We start from the raw sequence: 18,672 nt of genomic DNA on the forward strand, positions 1-18,672 counted from the left end.
TTCCCGCCTGCGCGGGAACGCACGGGAGCCATATCCACTAGGCGACTTCCGCCATCAAAGGCTCGGCCCCAAGGCTGTTCGGACCGGCCGAGGTGACGCGGACGTCGATCATATCGCCGATCGCCAGCCCCGGCGCGGTGACGTGCACCGACTGGAGCCAGGGCGACTTGCCGATGAGCTGCCCCTCATGCTTGCCCTTGCGCTCGAGAAGCAGGCGCGTCGTCCGGCCGACGGTCGCTTCGTTGAACGCCTGCTGCTGCTCGTTGAGCAGCGCCTGAAGTCGCTGCAGGCGCTCGTTCATCACCGCCTCGTCGACCTGATCCTCCATCGACGCCGCGGGCGTGCCGGGACGGCGCGAATATTTGAAGCTGTAAGCCATCGCATAGTTCGCCCTGCGGACGATATCGAGCGTCGCCTGAAAATCGGCTTCGCTCTCGCCCGGAAAACCGACGATGAAGTCGCCCGAGATCGCGATGTCGGGACGCACGGCGCGGACGCGCTCGATGATGCGCAGATAGGATTCGACACTGTGGCTGCGGTTCATCGCGGCGAGGATGCGGTCGCTGCCCGCCTGCACCGGCAGGTGGAGGAAGGGCATCAGCTTGTCGACCTCGCCATGCGCGGCGATCAGCCCCTCGGTCATGTCGTTGGGGTGACTGGTCGTGTAGCGGATGCGCTCGAGGCCGTCCTCCGCCGCCAGCGCGCGGATCAGACCGTCGAGGCCGATCGCCCTCCCCCGCTCATCCTCGCCGTCCCAGGCGTTGACGTTCTGCCCCAGCAGCGTGATCTCGCGCACGCCCCCGGCAACCAAGGCACGCGCCTCGGCGATCAGGTCGGCGAAGGACCGGCTGGTTTCGGCGCCGCGCGTATAGGGGACGACGCAATAGGTGCAGAATTTGTCGCAGCCTTCCTGCACGGTCAGGAAGGCGGTCGGGCGCTGGTTGCCGCTGCGCTTCGGCAGCGCGCCGAACTTGCTGATCGCCGGCATGTCGAGATCGATCGCCGTCTCGCCCCTTTCGGCACGCGCGATCAGTTCGGGCAGGCGGTGGTAAGCCTGCGGGCCGACGACAATATCGACGTTCGGCGCGCGACGCGCGATCTCGGCGCCCTCGGCCTGCGCGACGCAGCCCGCAACCGCGATCGTCGGGGTGCTGCCATCCTCGCGCTTCAGCCGGCCGATGTCCGAATAGACCTTCTCCGCCGCTTTCTCGCGGATGTGGCAGGTATTGAGGATGACGAGATCGGCGTCGGCGCCCTCGGCCGCGGGCGCATAACCTTGCGCGCCCAACATCTCCGCCATGCGCTCACCGTCATAGACGTTCATCTGGCAGCCGAAGGATTTGACGTGAAAAGTCTTTGGAGAGTCGGATTTCATCGGGGCGCTATAGGCGATAGCGCGCGGTCGCGGAAGTGCGCGCCGCCTCTTCCATCCGCGCCGCGATCGCCGCGCGCGCCGCTTCGGCCAGCGCCTTGCGGTCGGTCTCCACTGCGTCGGGAAGCGGGTCGAGATAGTGGATAGTCAGCGGGATCGGGCGCTTGCGCGCGAGCAGCCGCTTGAAATTGTCGAGCCCGGATTCGGGATCGAGCCAGGCGATGTCGGGCGCTTCCTCGCCATAATCGAGGAACACCGGCTGGACCCGCAGCCGCGGCGGCGTCGGAATCACCGCCTGAAGCAGCGAGGCGCGGAAGGGCAGAAGCCCGTCGCCGGGGCTGGTCGTCCCTTCCGGGAACAGCGTCACCGGGCGCCCGCGCGCGAGCGCACCCCGGAGTTCGTTCGCCTGATTGTGAATCTCGCGCTTCGCCTCGCGCTGGACATAGATGGTGCGGTTCTGGTCGGCGAGCCAGCCGACGAGAGGGGTCGTCTCGACCTCCGCCTTCGACACGAAGGCCGAGCGCGCCGCGCCGCCGAGCGCAAGAATGTCAAGCCAGCTCACATGGTTGGAGACGAACAGCACGTCGCGCCGCAGCCGCGTACCGGTGGTGCGGACGCGCAGCCCGGCGATCCAGCCGGCGGCGTTCAGGAAGGCCATGACCATCGGCGACGGCCGGCCGACGGCGCGGTAGCAAAGATGCGGAACGATCAGGAACAGCAGCGCCAGCACCATCGCGGCGAGGCGCAGCACCGAGCGCCAGGTGATCGGAGCGCGATCAGTCGCGCTTGCGATCGAGGGAGACACCATAAAGTTCCATGCGGTGATCGACGAGGCGGAATCCCAGCCGTTCGGCGATCACCTTCTGCAGCGCCTCGAGTTCGGGATCGACGAATTCGATCACCTTGCCCGTTTCGACATCGATCAGATGATCGTGATGCGCCTCGGGCGCCGCTTCGTAGCGCGAGCGGCCGTCGCCGAAATCGTGGCGGTCGAGGATGCCCGCTTCCTCGAACAGGCGGACGGTGCGATAGACGGTCGCGATCGAAATGCCGCTGTCGACCTTCGATGCGCGTTCATAGAGCGTCTCGACGTCGGGGTGATCCTCGGAATCCGAAATGACGCGCGCGATGATGCGGCGCTGCTCGGTGATGCGCAGCCCCTTTTCGTGACACAGCGCTTCAAGATCGATGGTACCGGACATGCGGGCCTTTCCTGCAAGACGCAGTCGTGTTTCTTCTTATACCCATTGTATAGGGTCGTGCCGGGAATAGGACAAGGGCGGCGCCGACGCGGCACCGCCCCTTCCCGTTCCCCGCAAGGGGAGCCTCAACGAAAGATTTCACGCCTTCCGGCGCTTGCGCCCGCCGCCGCGCCCCTTGGTGCCGAGGCCGATTTCCTTCGCCAGCGCGCGGCGCTTCTCGGCATAATTGGGGGCGACCATCGGGTAGTCCGCGGGCAGGCCCCATTTCGCGCGATAGTCGTCGGGCGTCATGTCGTAATGCGTCATCAGGTGGCGGCGCAGCATCTTCAGCTTCTTGCCGTCCTCGAGGCAGACGATGTAGTCGGGCTTCACCGACGCGCGGATCGACACGGCGGGGACCGGCTTCTCCTCGGGCGCGGGCTGGCTTCCCAGCCCCGACAGCGCGGCGTGGACATTGTTGATCAGCATCGCGAGGTCGGAAATCGCGACGCTGTTGTTGCTGACATGCGCTGCGACGATATCGGCCGTCAGGGTGACGAGCATTTCGTTGGTATCGGTTTGGTCCGACATGGGGGCGATTCCTTATCTATTCATCCCAGAAGAATGGACGGCGAATAGTCCTATATTTCTTCGTCCACAGCTATTCATGCCATTTTGGTGGCAACGCCGCAATGAAAGATCATTTGGTTACGAAGCGTTTGCGCTGCGCCGCATCGTAATGGCGTCGCGAACAACCCCGTCGCCGCCGCGATAATAAGCGGGCCGACGCCCGCATTCCGAAAAACCCGCTTCCCGGTACAGGCGAGCGGCCGAATTGTCGGCGCGCATCTCGAGGAAATAATCCTCGGCGCCCTCCCGCGCGGCCCATGCCTGCCAGTCGTCGATCAGCCGCCGCCCGACCCCGCGACCGCGCCAGAGCGGGTTCACCGCAAGAAGCAGCAATTCGCTTTCGGGTCCGGCGACCCGCGCCGCGGAAAAGCCGCACGGCCGGTCACCGTCGCGGGCGAGGCAGACGCGCGCCGAGGGTAGCGCGAACAGGGTCAGCAGTTGCGCGGCGCTCCACGCCTCGCCATAGGCGGGGTCGAAGGCGGCCTCCATCACGTCCATCACCGCGCCGACGTCGCCAACGCGCGCGGTGCCGAGGCGGATCGCGTCGCTCATGCCGCGGCCATCGGCTTGGCGTCAGGCGCGCGGCCGTAGATCGGGCTCGGGTCGGCGAACAGGGCGGCAGCGGGTAGTGTTGCGAAGGCGCGCGCATCGGGAAGCGCCGACAGGGCGCGGCCGCTGCCGCGCCGGGCGACGAAGGCTTCGGCACGGTTGCCGACGACGAGCGGATTTTCCAACGCCACCGCTTCACCCGGAAGCAGCGAGCGCACCGCGGCGACAGGCGACAGATCGGCAGCGAAGGGCTGGACGAACCATTGCCCGTGCCCGCCTTCCATCACGACGAGCCCGCCCCCCGCTTCGGCAAACTCCGCTGCGGCGCCCGCCGCAACGAGCGCAAGAGTCGAAAACCCCTGCACGGGAACGCCCCACCCGAGCGCGAGCGCGCGCGCCGCCGCGACGCCGATCCGCACACCCGCGAAACTGCCGGGCCCGCAGCCGACCGCGATGGCATCGGCGCGTCCCCCGCCCTTCAGTTCGGCGATCAGCGGCACCAGCCGCTCGGCATGGCCGCGACCAATCGTCTCGTGGCGAAAATCGACGAGCGCCGCGTCATCGAACAGCGCCGCCGAACAGGCTTCGCTCGCCGAATCGATGACCAGTCGCAGCACGGCGGTGCGTCCGGCCGATCAGGCGATGCGGTTGAAACGGCCGAAGTCCGGCCGCGGGCTGCGCTCGAAGATCGTCGCGGGATCGCCATAACCGAGCGTCGAGATGAAATTGCTCTTCACATTGGGCTCGTCCGCGAAAAAGGCCTGATCGACCGCCGCATTGTCGAAGCCCGACATCGGCCCCGTGTCGAGGCCCAGCGCGCGTGCGGCGAGGATGAAATAGGCGCCCTGCAGGCTCGAATTGCGAAAGGCGGTGGTCTGCGCGTGCGGTTCGTTGCCCGCGAACCAGCTCCGCGCGTCGGTGTGCGGAAAGAATTCGGGCAGATGCTCGTAGAATTCATTGTCCATCGCGATGATCGCGGTGACCGGCGCCTTCAATATCTTCTCGCCGTTCGCGGGCATCGACAGCGCGGCGAGCTTCGCCTTCGCCTCGTCCGACACGCACCAGACGATCCGCGCCGGCAGGCTGTTGGCGCTCGTCGGGCCATATTTCATCAGGTCCCAGATCGCCTGCAACTGCTCTTCCGACACCGGCTGGTCGACATAGCCATTATAGGTGCGCGCGGTGCGAAACAGCTGGTCGAGAGCGCTATCGGAAAGCGGCTCGCTCATGGGCATTCTCCTGTCGGGATGGCGTCAGACGGCGTGAACGGCCGTCACTTCGGGGACATAATGTTTGAGCAGCGATTCGATGCCGTTCTTCAGCGTCGCGGTCGACGAGGGGCAGCCCGAGCAGGCGCCCTGCATCTTCAGATAGACATTGCCCTTGTCGAAACCGCGATAGATGATGTCGCCGCCGTCGTTCGCGACCGCGGGGCGGACGCGCGTTTCGATGAGTTCCTTGATCTGCTCGATGATGTCGGCGTCGGCGGGATCGTCGGCGAAACCGCCCTCTTCTTCCGCCGGTACCGCGATTCCCGCGGCGCTCGCGGGATGGAACAGCGGCATCCGGGCGAGGAAATGGTCCATGACGATGCCGAGCACGTCGGGCTTCACATCGACCCATTCGGCGCCCGGCGCGATCGTCACCGAAATGAAGTCGCGGCCGAAGAACACGCCCGTCACGTCGCCGAGCGCGAAGAGCGCGGTAGCGAGCGGCGAGGCGGCGGCCTCTTCGGGGTTCGCGAAATCGCGGGTTCCCGCCTCCATCACCGCCTGTCCGGGCAGGAATTTGAGCGTCGCGGGATTGGGCGTCGATTCGGTTTCGATCAGCATGGGCTGCATGTGGGACTCATTCGCGCTTTGTGCAAGGTGACAAACATGCGCTAGGGCGCGGCGATGCGCCGTTTCACCCATTTCGCCGCCCTCGACTGGTCGGGCGCCCGCGGCGAGCGCCAGCGCGGCATCGCGCTCGCGGTGGCGAGCGGGGCCGGCGCGCCCGCGCTCGTCCGACCGGGGCATGTCTGGTCGCGCGCCGAGATACTCGATTGGCTGGAGGATGTCGCGGCATCGGGCGCCGACATGCTGATCGGCTTCGATTTCTCGGCCGCCTTCGCCTTTGCCGATCGTGCGGCTTATTTTCCCGAATGGCGCGACAGTCCGGCGGATATCCACGCGCTGTGGACGCTGGTCGAACGGCTCGCGGGCGGCGATCCGCACTTCGAAGCGGGCGCCTTCCTCGCGCATCCCGAGGCGCATCGCCATTTCCGCCACGGCGCGGGCGTCGTCGGCGACCTGTTCGGCGCGGGCGGCGGACGGCTGCGCATCGTCGAGCAATATCAGCGCGTCACGAAACAGGCCGCGAGCGTCAGCAATTTCAACCTCGTCGGCGCGGCGCAGGTCGGTAAGGCGAGCCTGTCGGGAATGCGCCTGCTTCATCGTCTCGGCGGCCGCATTCCGCTGTGGCCGCTCGATCCGGTTCCGGCGCACGGGCCGCTGCTCGTCGAAATCTACACCAGCCTCGCGGCGCGCGCGGCGGGCTTGCCGCCGGGACGGAGCAAGATCCGCGACGGCAGCGCGCTCGACGCCGCGCTCACCGCGATCGGATCGCCGCCCGCCGGGCTTGCGGGTCCGGTCAGCGACCATGCGAGCGACGCGCTGCTCGCCGCCGCCTGGCTGCGCGCGATCGCCGGGGACGCTGCGCCCTGGTCGCCATCGCCGCTCACCGCCGCGCTCGCCGCAACCGAAGGCTGGACCTTCGGCATCATTTGACGCAAAGGGCGCACAGGCGCGCCGGCTTAGCTCAGTTGGTAGAGCAACCGCCTTGTAAGCGGTAGGTCGTCAGTTCGAGTCTGACAGCCGGCACCAGCACCCCTGTGAAGGACAAGGGCGGCTTTGGCCGGCCGGGACTTCGCGCAGATACGCCGCACAAACCCGCCCGAAACCGCGGGCAGCCGCCCTAAAGCGAAATCGGCGCGGACGATACTTGTCTTCGCTCCGGCACGCTGGTAGAGGCGCCCCTCGTTGCCGCTTTAGCTCAGTTGGTAGAGCACATCATTCGTAATGATGGGGCCACAGGTTCGAGTCCTGAAGCGGCACCATCCGACCAATATCGCGTTTTGGGCCTTGGGCAAAATCGATCAAATCCCGCAGGGACGCCGAAATGGCTTCGATCTCGGGCTCGCACGGCCTTGCGGGTAGCGATGCTACCCGCTGCACCCGCCCAAGCCCGATATCTTCGCCATTTCGACGCCTCAAGCGTGGAATTAAGGGGTCCTGACCCTAGAGAGCGAAATGCTTGTCCTGGCAGCAGTTCGCCGGCGATAGAAGGCAGACGAAGGACCAATGGCCGGACCCAAAGCTCGGAAGAGTGAGGCCTAAGCCTGGGCCGGTCGCGAGCAACTCGAAGAAATTGCATCAACCTTCGTGACCATGACGAGCAGATCGACCGACGGGTGATGCGCCGCGACGGGTCCGGGCAGCGCCGCGACGGCATCGCGATCGGTCCCAGCGATGTGGCGATCGCGCGGCCGATACCGCCACCGGCCGGTCGCTACCGCGGTCTTCCGGGCTAGTTGCATCCGCCTGCTCATGCCGCCACCCGCGCGGCGCCTGCCGCTTCAAAGCGCATCGCATCGTCTTCCAGTGGCTTCCAGCTGAGATCGAGCGTATCGAGAAGATAATTCTGGTGCACGCGCCACGGCGCCGCCGCGCCTTGTTTCGGCAGGATATTTGCCGCCCGCTGGACATAGCCCGACGAGAAATCGAGCAGATCCTCCTCGGGCGTCCCGGGCTTCGCGACCGGGCGGCATATCTGCACGCCCTTCGCCGCCATATGATTGATCAGCCGGCAGGTATAGCGCGCCGAGAGGTCGCATTTGAGCGTCCACGACGCATTGGTATAGCCGAAGGCGAAGGCGAAATTTGGAACCCCGTCGAGCATCATCCCCTTGTAGACCAGCCGCCCCGCCGCCGACGCCAGCTGGCCGTCGACGCTGAGGTCGATGCCGCCCATCATCCGAAGGTTGAGCCCGGTCGCGGTGACGATGATATCGGCGTTGAGTCGATCGCCGGATTCGAGCTCGATTCCGCCCGCCGTGAAGCGCCGGATCCGGTCGGTCACGACCGACGCCTGCCCGTCGCGGATCGCGTCGAACAGATCGTTGTCGGGCACGAGGCATATCCGCTGGTCCCAGGGATTGTAGCGCGGCGTGAAATGCCGGTCGACGTCATAGCCGGGGCCGAGTGCCTGCCGGACCCCCGCGACGATCTGGTCCTTCACCCGTGCCGGGCGCCTGCGCGAGACCTGAAAGATCAGGATGCCGGTCAAGACATTCTTCCACCGCACCAGCCAGTCGGCGAATCCGGCGGGCAGCCAGCGGCGCAGCGCGATCGCCGCCCTGTCCTGCTGCGGACGCGAGACGACATAGGTCGGCGAGCGCTGGAGCATGGTGACATGCGCGGCCTCTGGAAGCAGCGACGGGATCAGCGTGATCGCGGTCGCGCCGCTACCGATCACGACGATCGTCTTGCCCGCATAGTCGAGATCCTGCGGCCAGTGCTGCGGATGGACGATCGGCCCCGCGAAATCCTCGCGCCCCTCGAATTCGGGAGTGAAGCCTTGCGCGAAGTCATAATAGCCCGCCGCGACGAACAGGAAACGGCAGCGGAAGCGCGTGGGCTTGCCGTCCGCCTCGATGTCGAGCGTCCATTCGGCCGCCTCGCTCGACCAGGCTGCCCCGACGACCTTGTGGCCGAAGCGGATATGCTGCTTGAGGTCGAACGCCTCGGCGGTGTCCTCGATATAGTCGCGGATGCTCGGGCCATCGACGATCGCATCGTCGCCCCGCCACGGCCGGAACGGAAAGCCGAGCGTCGTCATGTCGGAGTCCGAACGGATGCCCGGATAGCGGAACAGGTCCCAGGTTCCGCCGATCGCATCGCGGCCCTCGAGGATCGCGAAACTCTTGTCCGGACACTCGGTCGACAAACGATAAGCCATGTCGATCCCCGACAGGCCGGCCCCCACGATCACCATGTCGAAGATTTGCGCTTGCGGGTCTTTTGCGGCTGATGGCATTTTTTCATCCTGCAAAGGAGATGGCAGTTGCATCTGACATCACATGTTGTCACATGGCAGTCATGACGGAGAATGTCAAAGGCCAACGCGAATATCGCGGCAGTTCGGGCGCCGATCGCGCGCGCGAACGGCGCGAGCGGCTGATCGAGGCCGCGATCACCGTCTATGCCGAGCGGGGCTATCCGAAGGCGTCGGTGCGCGCGATCTGCAAGGAAGCGAAGCTCACCGAGCGCTATTTCTACGAATCCTTCGCGTCGGGCGAAGAACTGCTCGTCGCGGCGTTCGAGACGATATCGGACGAGCTATTTGAAGTCGTGAACGCGGCGGACAGCGGCGGCGAGCCGGGACAGCGCATTCACGCCAGACTCCGGGCCTATTATGACGCGCTGCACCAGCGGCCGTCGGCGACGCGCGTCTTCTTCATCGACACGGTCAATGTCAGCGAACGGGTCGATGTCCTCTTCGAACACGCCATCCGCCGGTTCGAGCGAGCGATGGCCGAACTGCTCGATATGCCGGTGCCCGCGAGCGACACGGTCGACCTCCGCCTGCGCGGCGTGAGCGGAGGACTGCATCAGATCGCGCTCGCGTGGATGCGCGAGAATTTTGCGCGCCCTACCGATGAGGTGGTGGAGATCGCTCTGCGCTTCTGCCTCGCCATTCGAGGGCCCGGCATGTGACGGGCCCGCTCTGGGGCGACTATGGTTCGCCCGCGCTCAGAAATTGCTGGAGGCGCGGCGCGACGAAGTCGAGGAAGGCGTGCACGCGCTGAGGTATGTAGCCGCCGCCGAAGAAAACGGCGTGGCGCTGCTCCTTGTCGGATTCGACAACATCGGCGAGCACCTCGACAAGGCGTCCCGCGGCAAGGTCGGCGCGGACGTGATAATCGCCCATACGCGCGAGCCCGACGCCGGCGATAAAGCTGGCAGCAGCTATCATATATACCTACTACGGCGTTGACACCGGTGTCCTTATTTTGCCAGATAATATTACGAATCCTTCTCCACGCACATATTTGCAGGGGACGCCCGATCGATGTCATCCTATTCTGCCGCCAGTCGCCGTAGCTTCGTCGGCGGGATTCCCGGTATCCTTGCGCTCCTGACGCTGCGCGATGCGCGTGCCACCACAACAACGGCGGAAGAAGATAGATCATGGGCGGTTGCCGAGACGATCCGGCGCCGCATCCTTCCACCGCGTTTCCCGCGCGCGAACCGCTTTACCCCGCAGCAGTTCGGCGGAATTCCCGATGGCCAGACTCTCGCGACCGAAGCCTTCGCCAAAGCGATTGAGGCCGCCTCGAAGGCACCGGGCGGTGGGCGTGTGGTGGTTGAGGGCGGGGTCTGGCTTACCGGGCCGATCCATCTGCGCTCGAATGTCGAACTCCATATCGACCGCGAAAGCACGATCCGCTTCTCTCGCGACCCCGCGCATTATTTCCCGCCGGTCTTTACGCGATTCGAGGGTAACGAACTGATGGGCCTCTCGCCCTTCATCTACGCGATCGATTGCGAGAATGTCGCGATCACCGGTCATGGCATTCTCGACGGACAGGCCGACACCGAACATTGGTGGCCCTGGAAGCGCGGCCCCGCCGATGGGTCGGAGAGCGACGGCGCGCGACTGAAGCGGCTGGCCGAAGAGGGCGTGCCGGTAGCCGAGCGCGTGTTCGGACCGGGCTCGACCATCCGTCCGCAATTCATCCAGCCCTATCGCTGCCGCAACGTGCTGATCGAAGGCCTTACGATCATCCGCTCGCCGATGTGGGAGGTTCACCCGGTCGAGTGCGAGAATGTAACGGTGCGCGGCCTCACCATCTCGAGCCACGGCCCTAACAACGACGGCTGCAATCCCGAGAGCTGCCGCGATGTCCTGATCGAGAATTGCCTGTTCGACACGGGCGACGACTGCATCGCGATCAAGTCCGGCCGCAACGCCGACGGGCGCCGCCTCAACCGGCCGACCGAGAATGTGATTATATCGGGCTGCACGATGGCCGACGGGCACGGCGGCGTGACACTGGGCAGCGAAATCAGCGGCGGCGTGCGCAATGTCTTCGTCGAGAATTGCCGGATGGACAGCCCGCAGCTCAACACCGCGATCCGTTTCAAGAACAATGCGGCGCGCGGCGGCACGCTGGAGAATATCCATGTTCGCGACGTGACCGTGGGCCAGGTGGGCCGCGCCGCGATCACCATCGACTATAACTACGGCGAGGGCGCCAAGGGAGGCTTTACGCCGGTCTTTCGCGGGCTGACGATCGAGCGGCTGCTCGTCGGTCGCTGCCAGCGCATGCTCGACCTTCAGGGGTTCGCCAACGCGCCGATCCGCGACATCCGGCTGGTCGATTGCATCGTGGTGCGCGCCGCCGAGCCCGACATCGTCGCCCATGTCGACGGGCTTCGTTACGAGAATGTTCGCCGCAACGGCCGGCCGGTGTCCGGCCCCACACCGGGCGGCGTGGTCGTGCCGGCCGACAGGGATGGCTGAGAAGGATCGAGGCATATGAAGGGATTCTTCGGCCTTTCCGGTGCCGGCGCGGTGGCGTTCGGCACGATGCTCTGGCTGGCGGCACCCGCCGCGGCCCAGCAGGCGGCGGCACCCAGCCCGCGCGACGCGCTGATCGCGCATCTCACCCGGCTCGCGCACGAGAAGACCGCGGCGCGCGCCGCCACGGTCGCCGCGATCGCCACGCCCGAGGAGGCCCGCCGCCGCCAGGTCCGCGTGCGCGCGCTGCTTTCGGAGATGATCCAGTTCGAGCATGCCGCCGGCCCGGTGACGTTCGAAGTCACCGGTCGCAGCACCGGCGAGGGCTATCGCGTCGAGAATCTCTGGTACGAAAGCCTGCCAGGCTATCGCGTCACCGCCAATCTCTACCTGCCCGAGGGCCAGGGCCCCTTCCCCGCGATCATCACCCAGCCGGGGCACGGAGTCGAGGGGCGGCTCAGCGGGGTAGGCTTCGCCGTCAACCTCGCCCGCGCAGGGTTCGCCGTGCTCGCGGTCGACATCGTCGGCGAGGGCGAGCGCGTCCAGTTCTACGATCCCGAGATCGGCGCGTCGAAGGTCGGCCGACCGACCGGCGAGCATTCGATGGCGTTCGGCCAGGCGCTGCCCACTGGCGGGCACGTCTCGCGCTTCTTCATCCAGGACGCGATGCGCGGCGTCGATCTGCTGATGCAGCGCGACGAGGTGGACGACCAGCGGATCGGCGCCTTCGGCTGCTCGGGCGGCGGCACGATGACGGCGTATCTCGCCGCGCTCGACCCACGCATCAAGGCGACCGCGACGGCCTGCTACATCAATGATTTCGACCATCTGCTCGGCCCCGGCGGCCCCGGGGCGCAGGACGCCGAGCAATCGATCCCCTTCTTCATCGACCGCGGCCTCGACATTCCCGACTGGGTGGAGGCGGCTGCTCCGCGACCCTATGCGATCGTCGCGACCACCGAGGATATGTTCCCGATCGCGGGGGCCCGTGCGGCTTATGCCGAGGCGCGCCGCTTCTACGAAGTGATGGGTGCCGCCGACAAAATCACAATAATTGAGGGACCGGGCCCCCATGGCAATCTGGGGCCGATCGCGCCCAGGATCATCGGTTTTTTCAACCGCTGGCTGAAGGGCTCCCCCGGCGAGCCCGTGCTCGACGCGGTGCCGACCGGCGATCCCTCGCGACTGTGGGCGACCTCCAACGGCCAACTCGCCACCTCGGGCGGCGGCGACACCCTGCGCGCCGTAATCGCGCGCGAGATCCCGACCCCGCCCACCCCGCCCACCAGCGAGACGCCTGCGGCACGACTCGAACGGCTGCGTGTCGCGATCCGCGACATCACGCGCGCCCGGGTGAAGAGCGGCGCCAAGCTCACCGCAGTCGATGAAGGCACGCCCGAAACGCGCGCCGGTTACACGCTGACCAACGTAACCTTCCGCGCCGCGCCGGGCCTCGACGTCAACAGCGTCTATGCCCGCGCTGGCAAGTCTGGAAAGCATCCGACGATGCTCTTCCTGTCGAGCCAGCCGCTGCGGACGCTCTCCACGCCCGGCGGGCTGCTCGAACACTGGACCCAAGCGGGATGGAACGTGCTGGCGATCGAGCCCGCGGGCTCGGGCGGCACCGAGGAAGCCAAGTCGGCGCTGACCGGCGACTGGACCCTGCTGTCGCTGCGAACACTGCTCGTCGGAGAAACGCCGGTCGGTCTGCGCGCCGACGATGCGCTGACCGCGCTCAACTGGCTCGCGGCGCGCCCCGAGGTCGACGCCCGCCAGTTGAACGTCTATGGCGTCGGCGCGCTTGCCCCAGTGGCGCTCCATGTCGGCGTGCTCGATCCACGCGTCGCCTCCGTCACCGCGGACGGCGGCATTCTCAGCTACCGCGACTTCGTGCTGCGCCCGATCAGCCGCGACATGGCCGAGGTGAACCTGCCCGGTGTGCTCGCACGCTATGACCTGCCCGATCTGATCGCGACACTCGGCAGCAAGGTAACGCTGGTCAATCCGGTCAACAGTGTGAACGAGCCGCTCAAGGCTGCCGACGTAGCCGCGGCCCTGCCCGCCGCGCCGCGCCTGATCCTGCGCGGTGCGCGCGATCCGATCCTTCCTCCCTCCAGCCGCTGACGGGCAAGCCATGGACGCCGACCGTCGCTCCTTCCTCGCTACCGCAGTCGGCGGATCGGTCGCTGCCGCGCTGGCGACGCCCGCGGCCGCGCAGACCGCGGTGCGGCCCGCGCTCCCGGAAAAGTCCGCGGCGCGCGACACGGGCTTGATACTCGATCCGCGTGACTTCGGCGCGAAGGGCGACGGCGCCACCAAGGACACGACCGCGCTTCAGCAGGCGCTCGATCGCTGCGCTGTGATGGGCGGTGGCGAAGTCATCCTCTCCGCCGGCACATGGCTCACCGGCGCGCTACGGATCGGCTCGAACACCACGCTGCACATGGCCGAGGGCGCCGTGCTCCAGGGCTCGCCCGACCTCGCCGACTTTCCGGTCGTGCAGGTGCGGTGGGAGGGCCGCTGGGTTCCCGGCTACGCCAGCCTGATCCGGGCGCAGGACGCGCGCAACGTGGAGGTCACCGGCAAGGGCCGCATCGTGGCTTCGAAGGAAATCCACGGTCGCGTCAGCAAGGCCGGGCTGCGCCACCCTGCGCTGATGGAATTCGTCGCGGTGCAAGGGCTGAGCGTCACCGATCTCCACACCGAACAGAATGACATGTGGTCGATCCATCCGGTCTATTCCGACGACGCGGTGTTCCGCGGCCTCACCGTGGTGGGCAATGCAGACGGGATCGACATCGATTCATGCCGCCGCGTCCTGATCGACCGCTGCGAGTTCGACACCGCGGACGATTGCATCTCGCTCAAATCCGGCCGCGGCATGGAAGGCCGCACGATCGGCCGACCGACCGAGGACGTGACGATCACCGACTGCGTGTTCCGCGACCGGCGCTGGGCGTGCATCGGCATCGGCAGCGAGACATCGGGCGGGATTCGGCGCGTGCTGGTCGAGCACTGCCAATGCCTCGCCGCCCACACTTTCGCCATCTACCTCAAGAGTCGGCCAGGCCGCGGCGCATTCATCGAGGACATCGCGATGCGCGACCTCGACGTCTCGGGCGCGGGCTATGGCTTCCTGCGGCTCAATTTCCTCGACAGCGGCAAGCAGGACCAATTCCCGGTTCCCGGCCGCGAGGGCATCCCCGCCGTGCGCAACTTCACCTTCGAGCGCATCAGCGTGAAGGACGTGCCGATCCTGGTTGAGGCCGTGAACATCCACCCGGACAAGCCGCTCGAAGGCTTCACGCTGCGCGGGATCAGCGGCACCTGCGGCCACGGCATCACGCTGGCGAATATGCGCGGCGTCACGCTCGAGGGGATCGACGTCAGCGTCTTGTCGAGCCATTCTTCCGCCACGGCCTTGAAGCTGTTCACATTGGCGAGCGGACCGGTGATCTTGTCGATCTTGCGCTTGGCCGCTGGGTTGATCCCCTCGGCGATCTGCTTCTTGATCTCCAGCCGCTTAGCTCGCGCCTCGGCCAGGGTGATGGTCGGATAGACCCCGAGTGCGGCAGTGGCCCGCTTTTCACCGAAACGATAGTCCATCCGCCAGTATCGCTGACCCGCGGCCGTCACCAGCAGGTACAGCCCGCCCCCATCGGAAAGCTTGTAAGGCTTGTCGCGCGGCGTGGCTTTTCGGACGGCCAGATCGGTCAGCATGGTGCCACCTCTGTCGGTTTTGATACCGTCAGATATACCGTCATGTACCGCCAATTTCAACGAATTCGGCCGGATGCCAATGGACGCCGAACTTGTCCTAACCGGCTGTTTTCTTGGATTTTTCCGGACACTTGCGGAAGTGTCCGGAAAGAAAAATGGTGCCCAGAAGAGGAAACTAAGAATACTCCTATGATTTTGATAAGAAAAATCTAATTATTAGACCAATATAGAATGGCCCCACTGGTGACACTATAAATTCAGATATGCAGTGATACGATTACCAATTAACATCATGGCATCTCATTCAATCTTATATCTTCGCCAATGGTTTCACACAATGCTTTTTTGTAATGCCCTTTGTCCGATGCCCTAATTTCTCTACTCGGGAAGCCGCCAAAATCGACATTGCGCGAGGCGGTTGCTGTTCACGCGAGCCCATTGCCCGCAAATCGCTCACGATGTCGCGCAATGTAGTCAGGGCGTGGCCAGCTATGCTGATCTTTGGGCAAGCGAATGGTCTGCCCGATCGGCGGAAAGAGGCCTCTCAACTCGGTCGGAACTTTGTTGTGCGAAATGAGCAACGAATAGTCGTCGGCGAGACTGATCAAATGGCGGTCAAACAGCCAATGGGCCGTCGCCGAAAGCGCGATACCATTCTGGACGACGTCAGGCCCGCCACTGGCAACCGACCATATATGAGCGGCCTGCGCTTCCGCTTTACCACCCCCATTGACGATCCGCAGGCCGGTGACAGCACAAGTGCTGTCGTAGGCGTCCAGCACATTCTTTCGAAAAGCCGCATCGCGAATCTTCCGGTTCACGAGCATTTGCTCGACGCGCCGTTCGCTGGGCGGCTCGCTCAAGAGGGCTGCCGTTGCCGGATCGAGATGCGGGGTATCAAGTTCAAGACGGACGGCATTCTCCGCATCGAAGACAGCGTCCAAGCCCGCATCGACGATCGCAACGAAATCGGCACCATCCAGCAACCGAACCGACCTGCCCCGCATCAGTCTGCCGATCGTTGCCGGGTCGCCATAGTCCCGCATGAAGCGCTCAGCGAACCGCCCATCACGATCACGATACGGAACCGCCCGGTCAAACGGAAGAAACTGTTCGACACGCGCGTAGAACAACCCGCTATCTGACGGGTCGGGATCAATCGCTGTCACGAACGCTGCCGCGATATAGGCCTTACGCCCGCCAGACGCCCCGGTTTCGCGATAGACGATCCAGTCACCCACGCATTGTCGCGCTATCGCGAGATAGTTCTTCGGAAAGTGATACCGCTCCGTGATGAGGTCATCATAGCGGGACGTCCCGCTGATCTCGAAGACCGCTTTCAAGTGCGCGAACCTGCTCGGCAGCCAAACCCAGGATTTGAAAGGCCCATAAAATTCCGTCCCCGTGACGATCTCCACCCATTGCCACTAAGCCGATTGAAACCCAGCTCCGTCAAGCATCGCTGTGCGCGATCACCCAAAAATGTCGCAAACCTGAAGCGTAGATTGAGCGAGCAGCCGCGAAATCGGAGCTGATGGGGCTTGATCTCTTCCAATCAACCGGCTTTCTAGAACCATTCAAATATAATCCGGGGGGATTGAAGTGACCAAAGTCACCATACATTCGAATAATCTCGAGAATATCGTGATCGGATCGCTGGACGCTAAATGGAGCGCCCGTGGCGATCGGATTCTGCGGTACTACATCGACGTTCGGCACACGAAGCTCAATCTCCATAAGGAAGTCAGCGCCCCCGAAATATTTATCCTTCAGAGCAAACTGGACGCACTGATGGCAGGTTGGGACGAAAAATATGCGTCCTACCAGAAGCGGCAGTCCCTGCTCTCAGGCCAAGCAGCTGCCGATGAGTTGACCATCGAGGCCAGCCTGAAGCTGGATTCCCTCGGCCGCATCCTCGCCCACACCCTGCGGGTAGACGACAAGATCGATTGGGAAACGCTGAAGGATCGGTCGAAATACGATTATCCGAAGGACTTCCCTGAACCCAAACCCTCGAGCAGCCCTGCTAAAATACCCGAATATGTCGAACCGAAAGTGGGATTTTTCCAGCTCATCATGGGCAAGAAAACGGCGATCGTCGCCGCCGCGCAAGAGGAACATTCAGCCGCAGTACGTGCCTGGGACGAGGAAGAGACGCGGCGTAAGAAGTCGCTCGCCCATGCAACCGACGAATGGGAAAAGCGGCGCAAGGCGTTCTGGGACGCGCACAAGGCTCAGGAGGACGCATTCAAAGCGGAACAGGCCGCTTCACACGCTGAAGTTGACCGGCTGGCTGCCGACGTGGCCAGCGGCGACGAAGAAGCCGTCATCGAACACGCCTCGCTCGTACTTGAACGCTCGGATTACGACGGCCTCTTTGAGAAATCCTATCTCCTCCAATATGACCGCTCCCGCAAACTCATCAAACTCGCATACGACTTGCCGTCGATCGACGTCTTGCCGTCAACAAAAGCGGTCAAATTCGTGAAGGTCTCCGGCGAGTTGAAGGAAAGCTTCATCTCCGAGCGCGAGCGCAAGGCAAATTTCGAGACTGTCGCCTATCAAATCTGCCTTCGCACCGTTCATGAGCTGTTCGAAGCAGACGAGGCCGGCAATATCGACGCCATTTTGTTCAATGGCTTTGTCGATTTTATCGATCCCGCGACCGGCCTACAGAAGCGAAGCTGCCTGCTGTCGCTTCTCGTCGATCGGCCAACATTTTGCGCGATCGATCTTGCCCGGGTTGAGCCGAAAACATGCTTCAAATCATTGAAGGGAGTTTCGGCGGCATCACTGGCATCGCTGGCGCCAATCGCCCCGGTCATGGAACTCGACACGGAAGATCGTCGCTTTGTCGACGCGCGCGAGGTCGGCGCGACACTCGACGAAGGCACCAACCTCGCCGCCATGTCGTGGGAGGATTTTGAGCATCTCGTGCGTGAGCTGTTCGAGAAGGAGTTCGCATCACGCGGTGGCGAAGTGAAGATCACGCAGTCCAGCAGTGACGGCGGTGTCGATGCCGTTGCCTTCGATCCCGATCCGATCACCGGGGGCAAGATTGTCATTCAGGCGAAGCGCTACACCCGAACGGTGGGCGTTTCCGCCGTGCGAGACCTGTACGGCACCATGATGAACGAAGGCGCGTCTCGCGGCATCTTGGTAACCACCGCAGACTACGGTCCCGATGCATATAGTTTTGCTAACGGCAAGCCGATCACATTGATGAACGGTGCAAATCTGCTTCATATGCTCGATCGCCATGGCTTCGTTGCGGACATTGACATCGCAGCTGCGCGCAGAGCGTTGACATAACGACTGGCCGCCTTGGCCTTTCCTAGGCATAGAAATTCGGGCAGCGGACAATTTGGGCAGACCATTGACACGGTCAGCAGCCACCGAAATTGCAGCCATCAGACCGCCCGAAACAGATCTCTAAAACGTGCCGTTCATTCATCAATCTGGCGTGCGGTAGCGAACGACCGGCTTGGGATGAAGCCGTCGTTTAAAGGCTCGGAGTTGAAGTGCGGGTTACAGCAGCCGCGGACATCAAGGGGTCCCGGCATTTCGCACCGGAACGAAAAAAGAGACCCGTTGCTGAGGGACGATTTCGGACGAAATGACGCTGGTAGCGGACTATTTTGCCGGCGGCTGCGCCGC

17 protein-coding genes, 2 tRNA genes and 1 pseudogene are annotated in these 18,672 nt (G+C 64.4%); 8 read left to right on the forward strand and 12 right to left on the reverse strand.

The window, feature by feature from the left end:
• Positions 1-37 precede the first annotated feature (37 nt).
• The 8 genes from miaB to ACOTSS_RS11680 all read right to left on the reverse strand — a co-directional run bounded on the left by miaB (position 38) and on the right by ACOTSS_RS11680 (position 5,564).
• Complete coding sequence (gene miaB / locus ACOTSS_RS11645; protein WP_448688319.1) at positions 38-1,375, reverse strand: tRNA (N6-isopentenyl adenosine(37)-C2)-methylthiotransferase MiaB; 1,338 nt, start codon at positions 1,373-1,375, stop codon at positions 38-40.
• 7 nt (positions 1,376-1,382) lie between these two features.
• On the reverse strand, positions 1,383-2,177 hold the full coding sequence (locus ACOTSS_RS11650) for a lysophospholipid acyltransferase family protein (RefSeq protein ID WP_448688320.1): 795 nt from the start codon (positions 2,175-2,177) through the stop codon (positions 1,383-1,385).
• Entirely contained in the window at positions 2,149-2,574 is a 426-nt protein-coding gene (locus tag ACOTSS_RS11655) for a Fur family transcriptional regulator (RefSeq protein WP_095388819.1), read from the reverse strand. The genes ACOTSS_RS11650 and ACOTSS_RS11655 overlap by 29 nt, the downstream gene beginning before the upstream one ends.
• A 138-nt stretch (positions 2,575-2,712) precedes the next feature.
• Complete coding sequence (locus tag ACOTSS_RS11660; protein WP_448688321.1) at positions 2,713-3,144, reverse strand: MucR family transcriptional regulator; 432 nt, start codon at positions 3,142-3,144, stop codon at positions 2,713-2,715.
• A 117-nt stretch (positions 3,145-3,261) separates the two neighbouring features.
• Positions 3,262-3,735 carry a GNAT family N-acetyltransferase gene (locus ACOTSS_RS11665; protein WP_448688322.1) on the reverse strand — a complete coding sequence of 158 codons (474 nt, stop codon included), beginning with the start codon at positions 3,733-3,735 and terminating at the stop codon, positions 3,262-3,264.
• Entirely contained in the window at positions 3,732-4,349 is a 618-nt protein-coding gene (tsaB, locus tag ACOTSS_RS11670; protein ID WP_448688323.1) for a tRNA (adenosine(37)-N6)-threonylcarbamoyltransferase complex dimerization subunit type 1 TsaB, read from the reverse strand. Before tsaB ends, ACOTSS_RS11665 begins: the two co-directional genes overlap by 4 nt.
• Before the next feature lie 18 nt (positions 4,350-4,367).
• Positions 4,368-4,961, reverse strand: coding sequence for a malonic semialdehyde reductase (locus ACOTSS_RS11675; protein ID WP_448688324.1), 594 nt, complete (start codon positions 4,959-4,961; stop codon positions 4,368-4,370).
• Between the two features lie 24 nt (positions 4,962-4,985).
• On the reverse strand, positions 4,986-5,564 hold the full coding sequence (locus ACOTSS_RS11680) for a NifU family protein (RefSeq protein WP_448691337.1): 579 nt from the start codon (positions 5,562-5,564) through the stop codon (positions 4,986-4,988).
• Positions 5,565-5,627: 63 nt separating this feature from the next.
• Between ACOTSS_RS11680 and ACOTSS_RS11685 the strand changes: the two genes are divergently transcribed.
• The 3 genes from ACOTSS_RS11685 to ACOTSS_RS11695 all read left to right on the forward strand — a co-directional run bounded on the left by ACOTSS_RS11685 (position 5,628) and on the right by ACOTSS_RS11695 (position 6,829).
• Positions 5,628-6,500, forward strand: coding sequence for a hypothetical protein (locus ACOTSS_RS11685; RefSeq protein ID WP_448688325.1), 873 nt, complete (start codon positions 5,628-5,630; stop codon positions 6,498-6,500).
• A gap of 20 nt (positions 6,501-6,520) precedes the next feature.
• Positions 6,521-6,596, forward strand: a tRNA-Thr gene (locus ACOTSS_RS11690).
• Positions 6,597-6,754: 158 nt separating this feature from the next.
• A tRNA-Thr gene (locus ACOTSS_RS11695) sits at positions 6,755-6,829 on the forward strand.
• A gap of 488 nt (positions 6,830-7,317) precedes the next feature.
• Here the strand turns inward: ACOTSS_RS11695 and ACOTSS_RS11700 are convergent.
• On the reverse strand, positions 7,318-8,808 hold the full coding sequence (locus ACOTSS_RS11700; protein WP_448688326.1) for a flavin-containing monooxygenase: 1,491 nt from the start codon (positions 8,806-8,808) through the stop codon (positions 7,318-7,320).
• A gap of 53 nt (positions 8,809-8,861) precedes the next feature.
• Between ACOTSS_RS11700 and ACOTSS_RS11705 the strand changes: the two genes are divergently transcribed.
• On the forward strand, positions 8,862-9,488 hold the full coding sequence (locus ACOTSS_RS11705; protein WP_448688327.1) for a TetR/AcrR family transcriptional regulator: 627 nt from the start codon (positions 8,862-8,864) through the stop codon (positions 9,486-9,488).
• Between the two features lie 19 nt (positions 9,489-9,507).
• Here ACOTSS_RS11705 and ACOTSS_RS11710 read toward each other — a convergent pair whose 3' ends face one another.
• Positions 9,508-9,747, reverse strand: a complete 240-nt coding sequence (locus tag ACOTSS_RS11710; protein ID WP_448688328.1) for a hypothetical protein — start codon at positions 9,745-9,747, stop codon at positions 9,508-9,510.
• Positions 9,748-9,843: 96 nt separating this feature from the next.
• Here ACOTSS_RS11710 and ACOTSS_RS11715 point away from each other — a divergent pair, with 96 nt between their 5' ends.
• From ACOTSS_RS11715 to ACOTSS_RS11725, 3 genes are all read left to right on the forward strand, one after another.
• Complete coding sequence (locus ACOTSS_RS11715; protein WP_448688329.1) at positions 9,844-11,298, forward strand: glycoside hydrolase family 28 protein; 1,455 nt, start codon at positions 9,844-9,846, stop codon at positions 11,296-11,298.
• Positions 11,299-11,313: 15 nt separating this feature from the next.
• Positions 11,314-13,419 carry an acetylxylan esterase gene (locus ACOTSS_RS11720; protein ID WP_448688330.1) on the forward strand — a complete coding sequence of 702 codons (2,106 nt, stop codon included), beginning with the start codon at positions 11,314-11,316 and terminating at the stop codon, positions 13,417-13,419.
• 319 nt (positions 13,420-13,738) lie between these two features.
• On the forward strand, positions 13,739-14,854 hold the full coding sequence (locus tag ACOTSS_RS11725; RefSeq protein ID WP_448691338.1) for a glycoside hydrolase family 28 protein: 1,116 nt from the start codon (positions 13,739-13,741) through the stop codon (positions 14,852-14,854).
• Here ACOTSS_RS11725 and ACOTSS_RS11730 read toward each other — a convergent pair.
• A pseudogene (locus ACOTSS_RS11730) lies at positions 14,821-15,015 on the reverse strand (Arm DNA-binding domain-containing protein); the annotation flags it as partial. The gene ACOTSS_RS11725 and the pseudogene ACOTSS_RS11730 overlap by 34 nt on opposite strands.
• 425 nt (positions 15,016-15,440) lie before the next feature.
• Positions 15,441-16,433: an HNH endonuclease gene (locus ACOTSS_RS11735; protein ID WP_448688331.1), complete on the reverse strand. Its 993-nt coding sequence runs from the start codon at positions 16,431-16,433 to the stop codon at positions 15,441-15,443.
• A gap of 184 nt (positions 16,434-16,617) precedes the next feature.
• Here ACOTSS_RS11735 and ACOTSS_RS11740 point away from each other — a divergent pair, with 184 nt between their 5' ends.
• Positions 16,618-18,327 carry a restriction endonuclease gene (locus ACOTSS_RS11740; protein ID WP_448688332.1) on the forward strand — a complete coding sequence of 570 codons (1,710 nt, stop codon included), beginning with the start codon at positions 16,618-16,620 and terminating at the stop codon, positions 18,325-18,327.
• The last annotated feature ends 345 nt before the right edge of the window (positions 18,328-18,672 follow it).

Source organism: Sphingopyxis sp. NJF-3 (assembly GCF_053514865.1).

Excerpts from the sequence above, each read along its gene's own strand:
- ACOTSS_RS11725 (WP_448691338.1), top strand. The coding sequence starts at position 13,739 with ATGGCCGAGGGCGCCGTGCTCCAGGGCTCGCCCGACCTCGCCGACTTT.
- ACOTSS_RS11715 (WP_448688329.1), top strand. The coding sequence starts at position 9,844 with ATGTCATCCTATTCTGCCGCCAGTCGCCGTAGCTTCGTCGGCGGGATT.
- ACOTSS_RS11655 (WP_095388819.1), bottom strand. The coding sequence starts at position 2,574 with ATGTCCGGTACCATCGATCTTGAAGCGCTGTGTCACGAAAAGGGGCTG.
- ACOTSS_RS11685 (WP_448688325.1), top strand. The coding sequence starts at position 5,628 with ATGCGCCGTTTCACCCATTTCGCCGCCCTCGACTGGTCGGGCGCCCGC.
- ACOTSS_RS11680 (WP_448691337.1), bottom strand. The coding sequence starts at position 5,564 with ATGCTGATCGAAACCGAATCGACGCCCAATCCCGCGACGCTCAAATTC.
- ACOTSS_RS11710 (WP_448688328.1), bottom strand. The coding sequence starts at position 9,747 with ATGATAGCTGCTGCCAGCTTTATCGCCGGCGTCGGGCTCGCGCGTATG.
- ACOTSS_RS11675 (WP_448688324.1), bottom strand. The coding sequence starts at position 4,961 with ATGAGCGAGCCGCTTTCCGATAGCGCTCTCGACCAGCTGTTTCGCACC.
- ACOTSS_RS11665 (WP_448688322.1), bottom strand. The coding sequence starts at position 3,735 with ATGAGCGACGCGATCCGCCTCGGCACCGCGCGCGTTGGCGACGTCGGC.
- ACOTSS_RS11705 (WP_448688327.1), top strand. The coding sequence starts at position 8,862 with ATGGCAGTCATGACGGAGAATGTCAAAGGCCAACGCGAATATCGCGGC.
- ACOTSS_RS11720 (WP_448688330.1), top strand. The coding sequence starts at position 11,314 with ATGAAGGGATTCTTCGGCCTTTCCGGTGCCGGCGCGGTGGCGTTCGGC.
- ACOTSS_RS11700 (WP_448688326.1), bottom strand. The coding sequence starts at position 8,808 with ATGCCATCAGCCGCAAAAGACCCGCAAGCGCAAATCTTCGACATGGTG.
- ACOTSS_RS11660 (WP_448688321.1), bottom strand. The coding sequence starts at position 3,144 with ATGTCGGACCAAACCGATACCAACGAAATGCTCGTCACCCTGACGGCC.
- miaB (WP_448688319.1), bottom strand. The coding sequence starts at position 1,375 with ATGAAATCCGACTCTCCAAAGACTTTTCACGTCAAATCCTTCGGCTGC.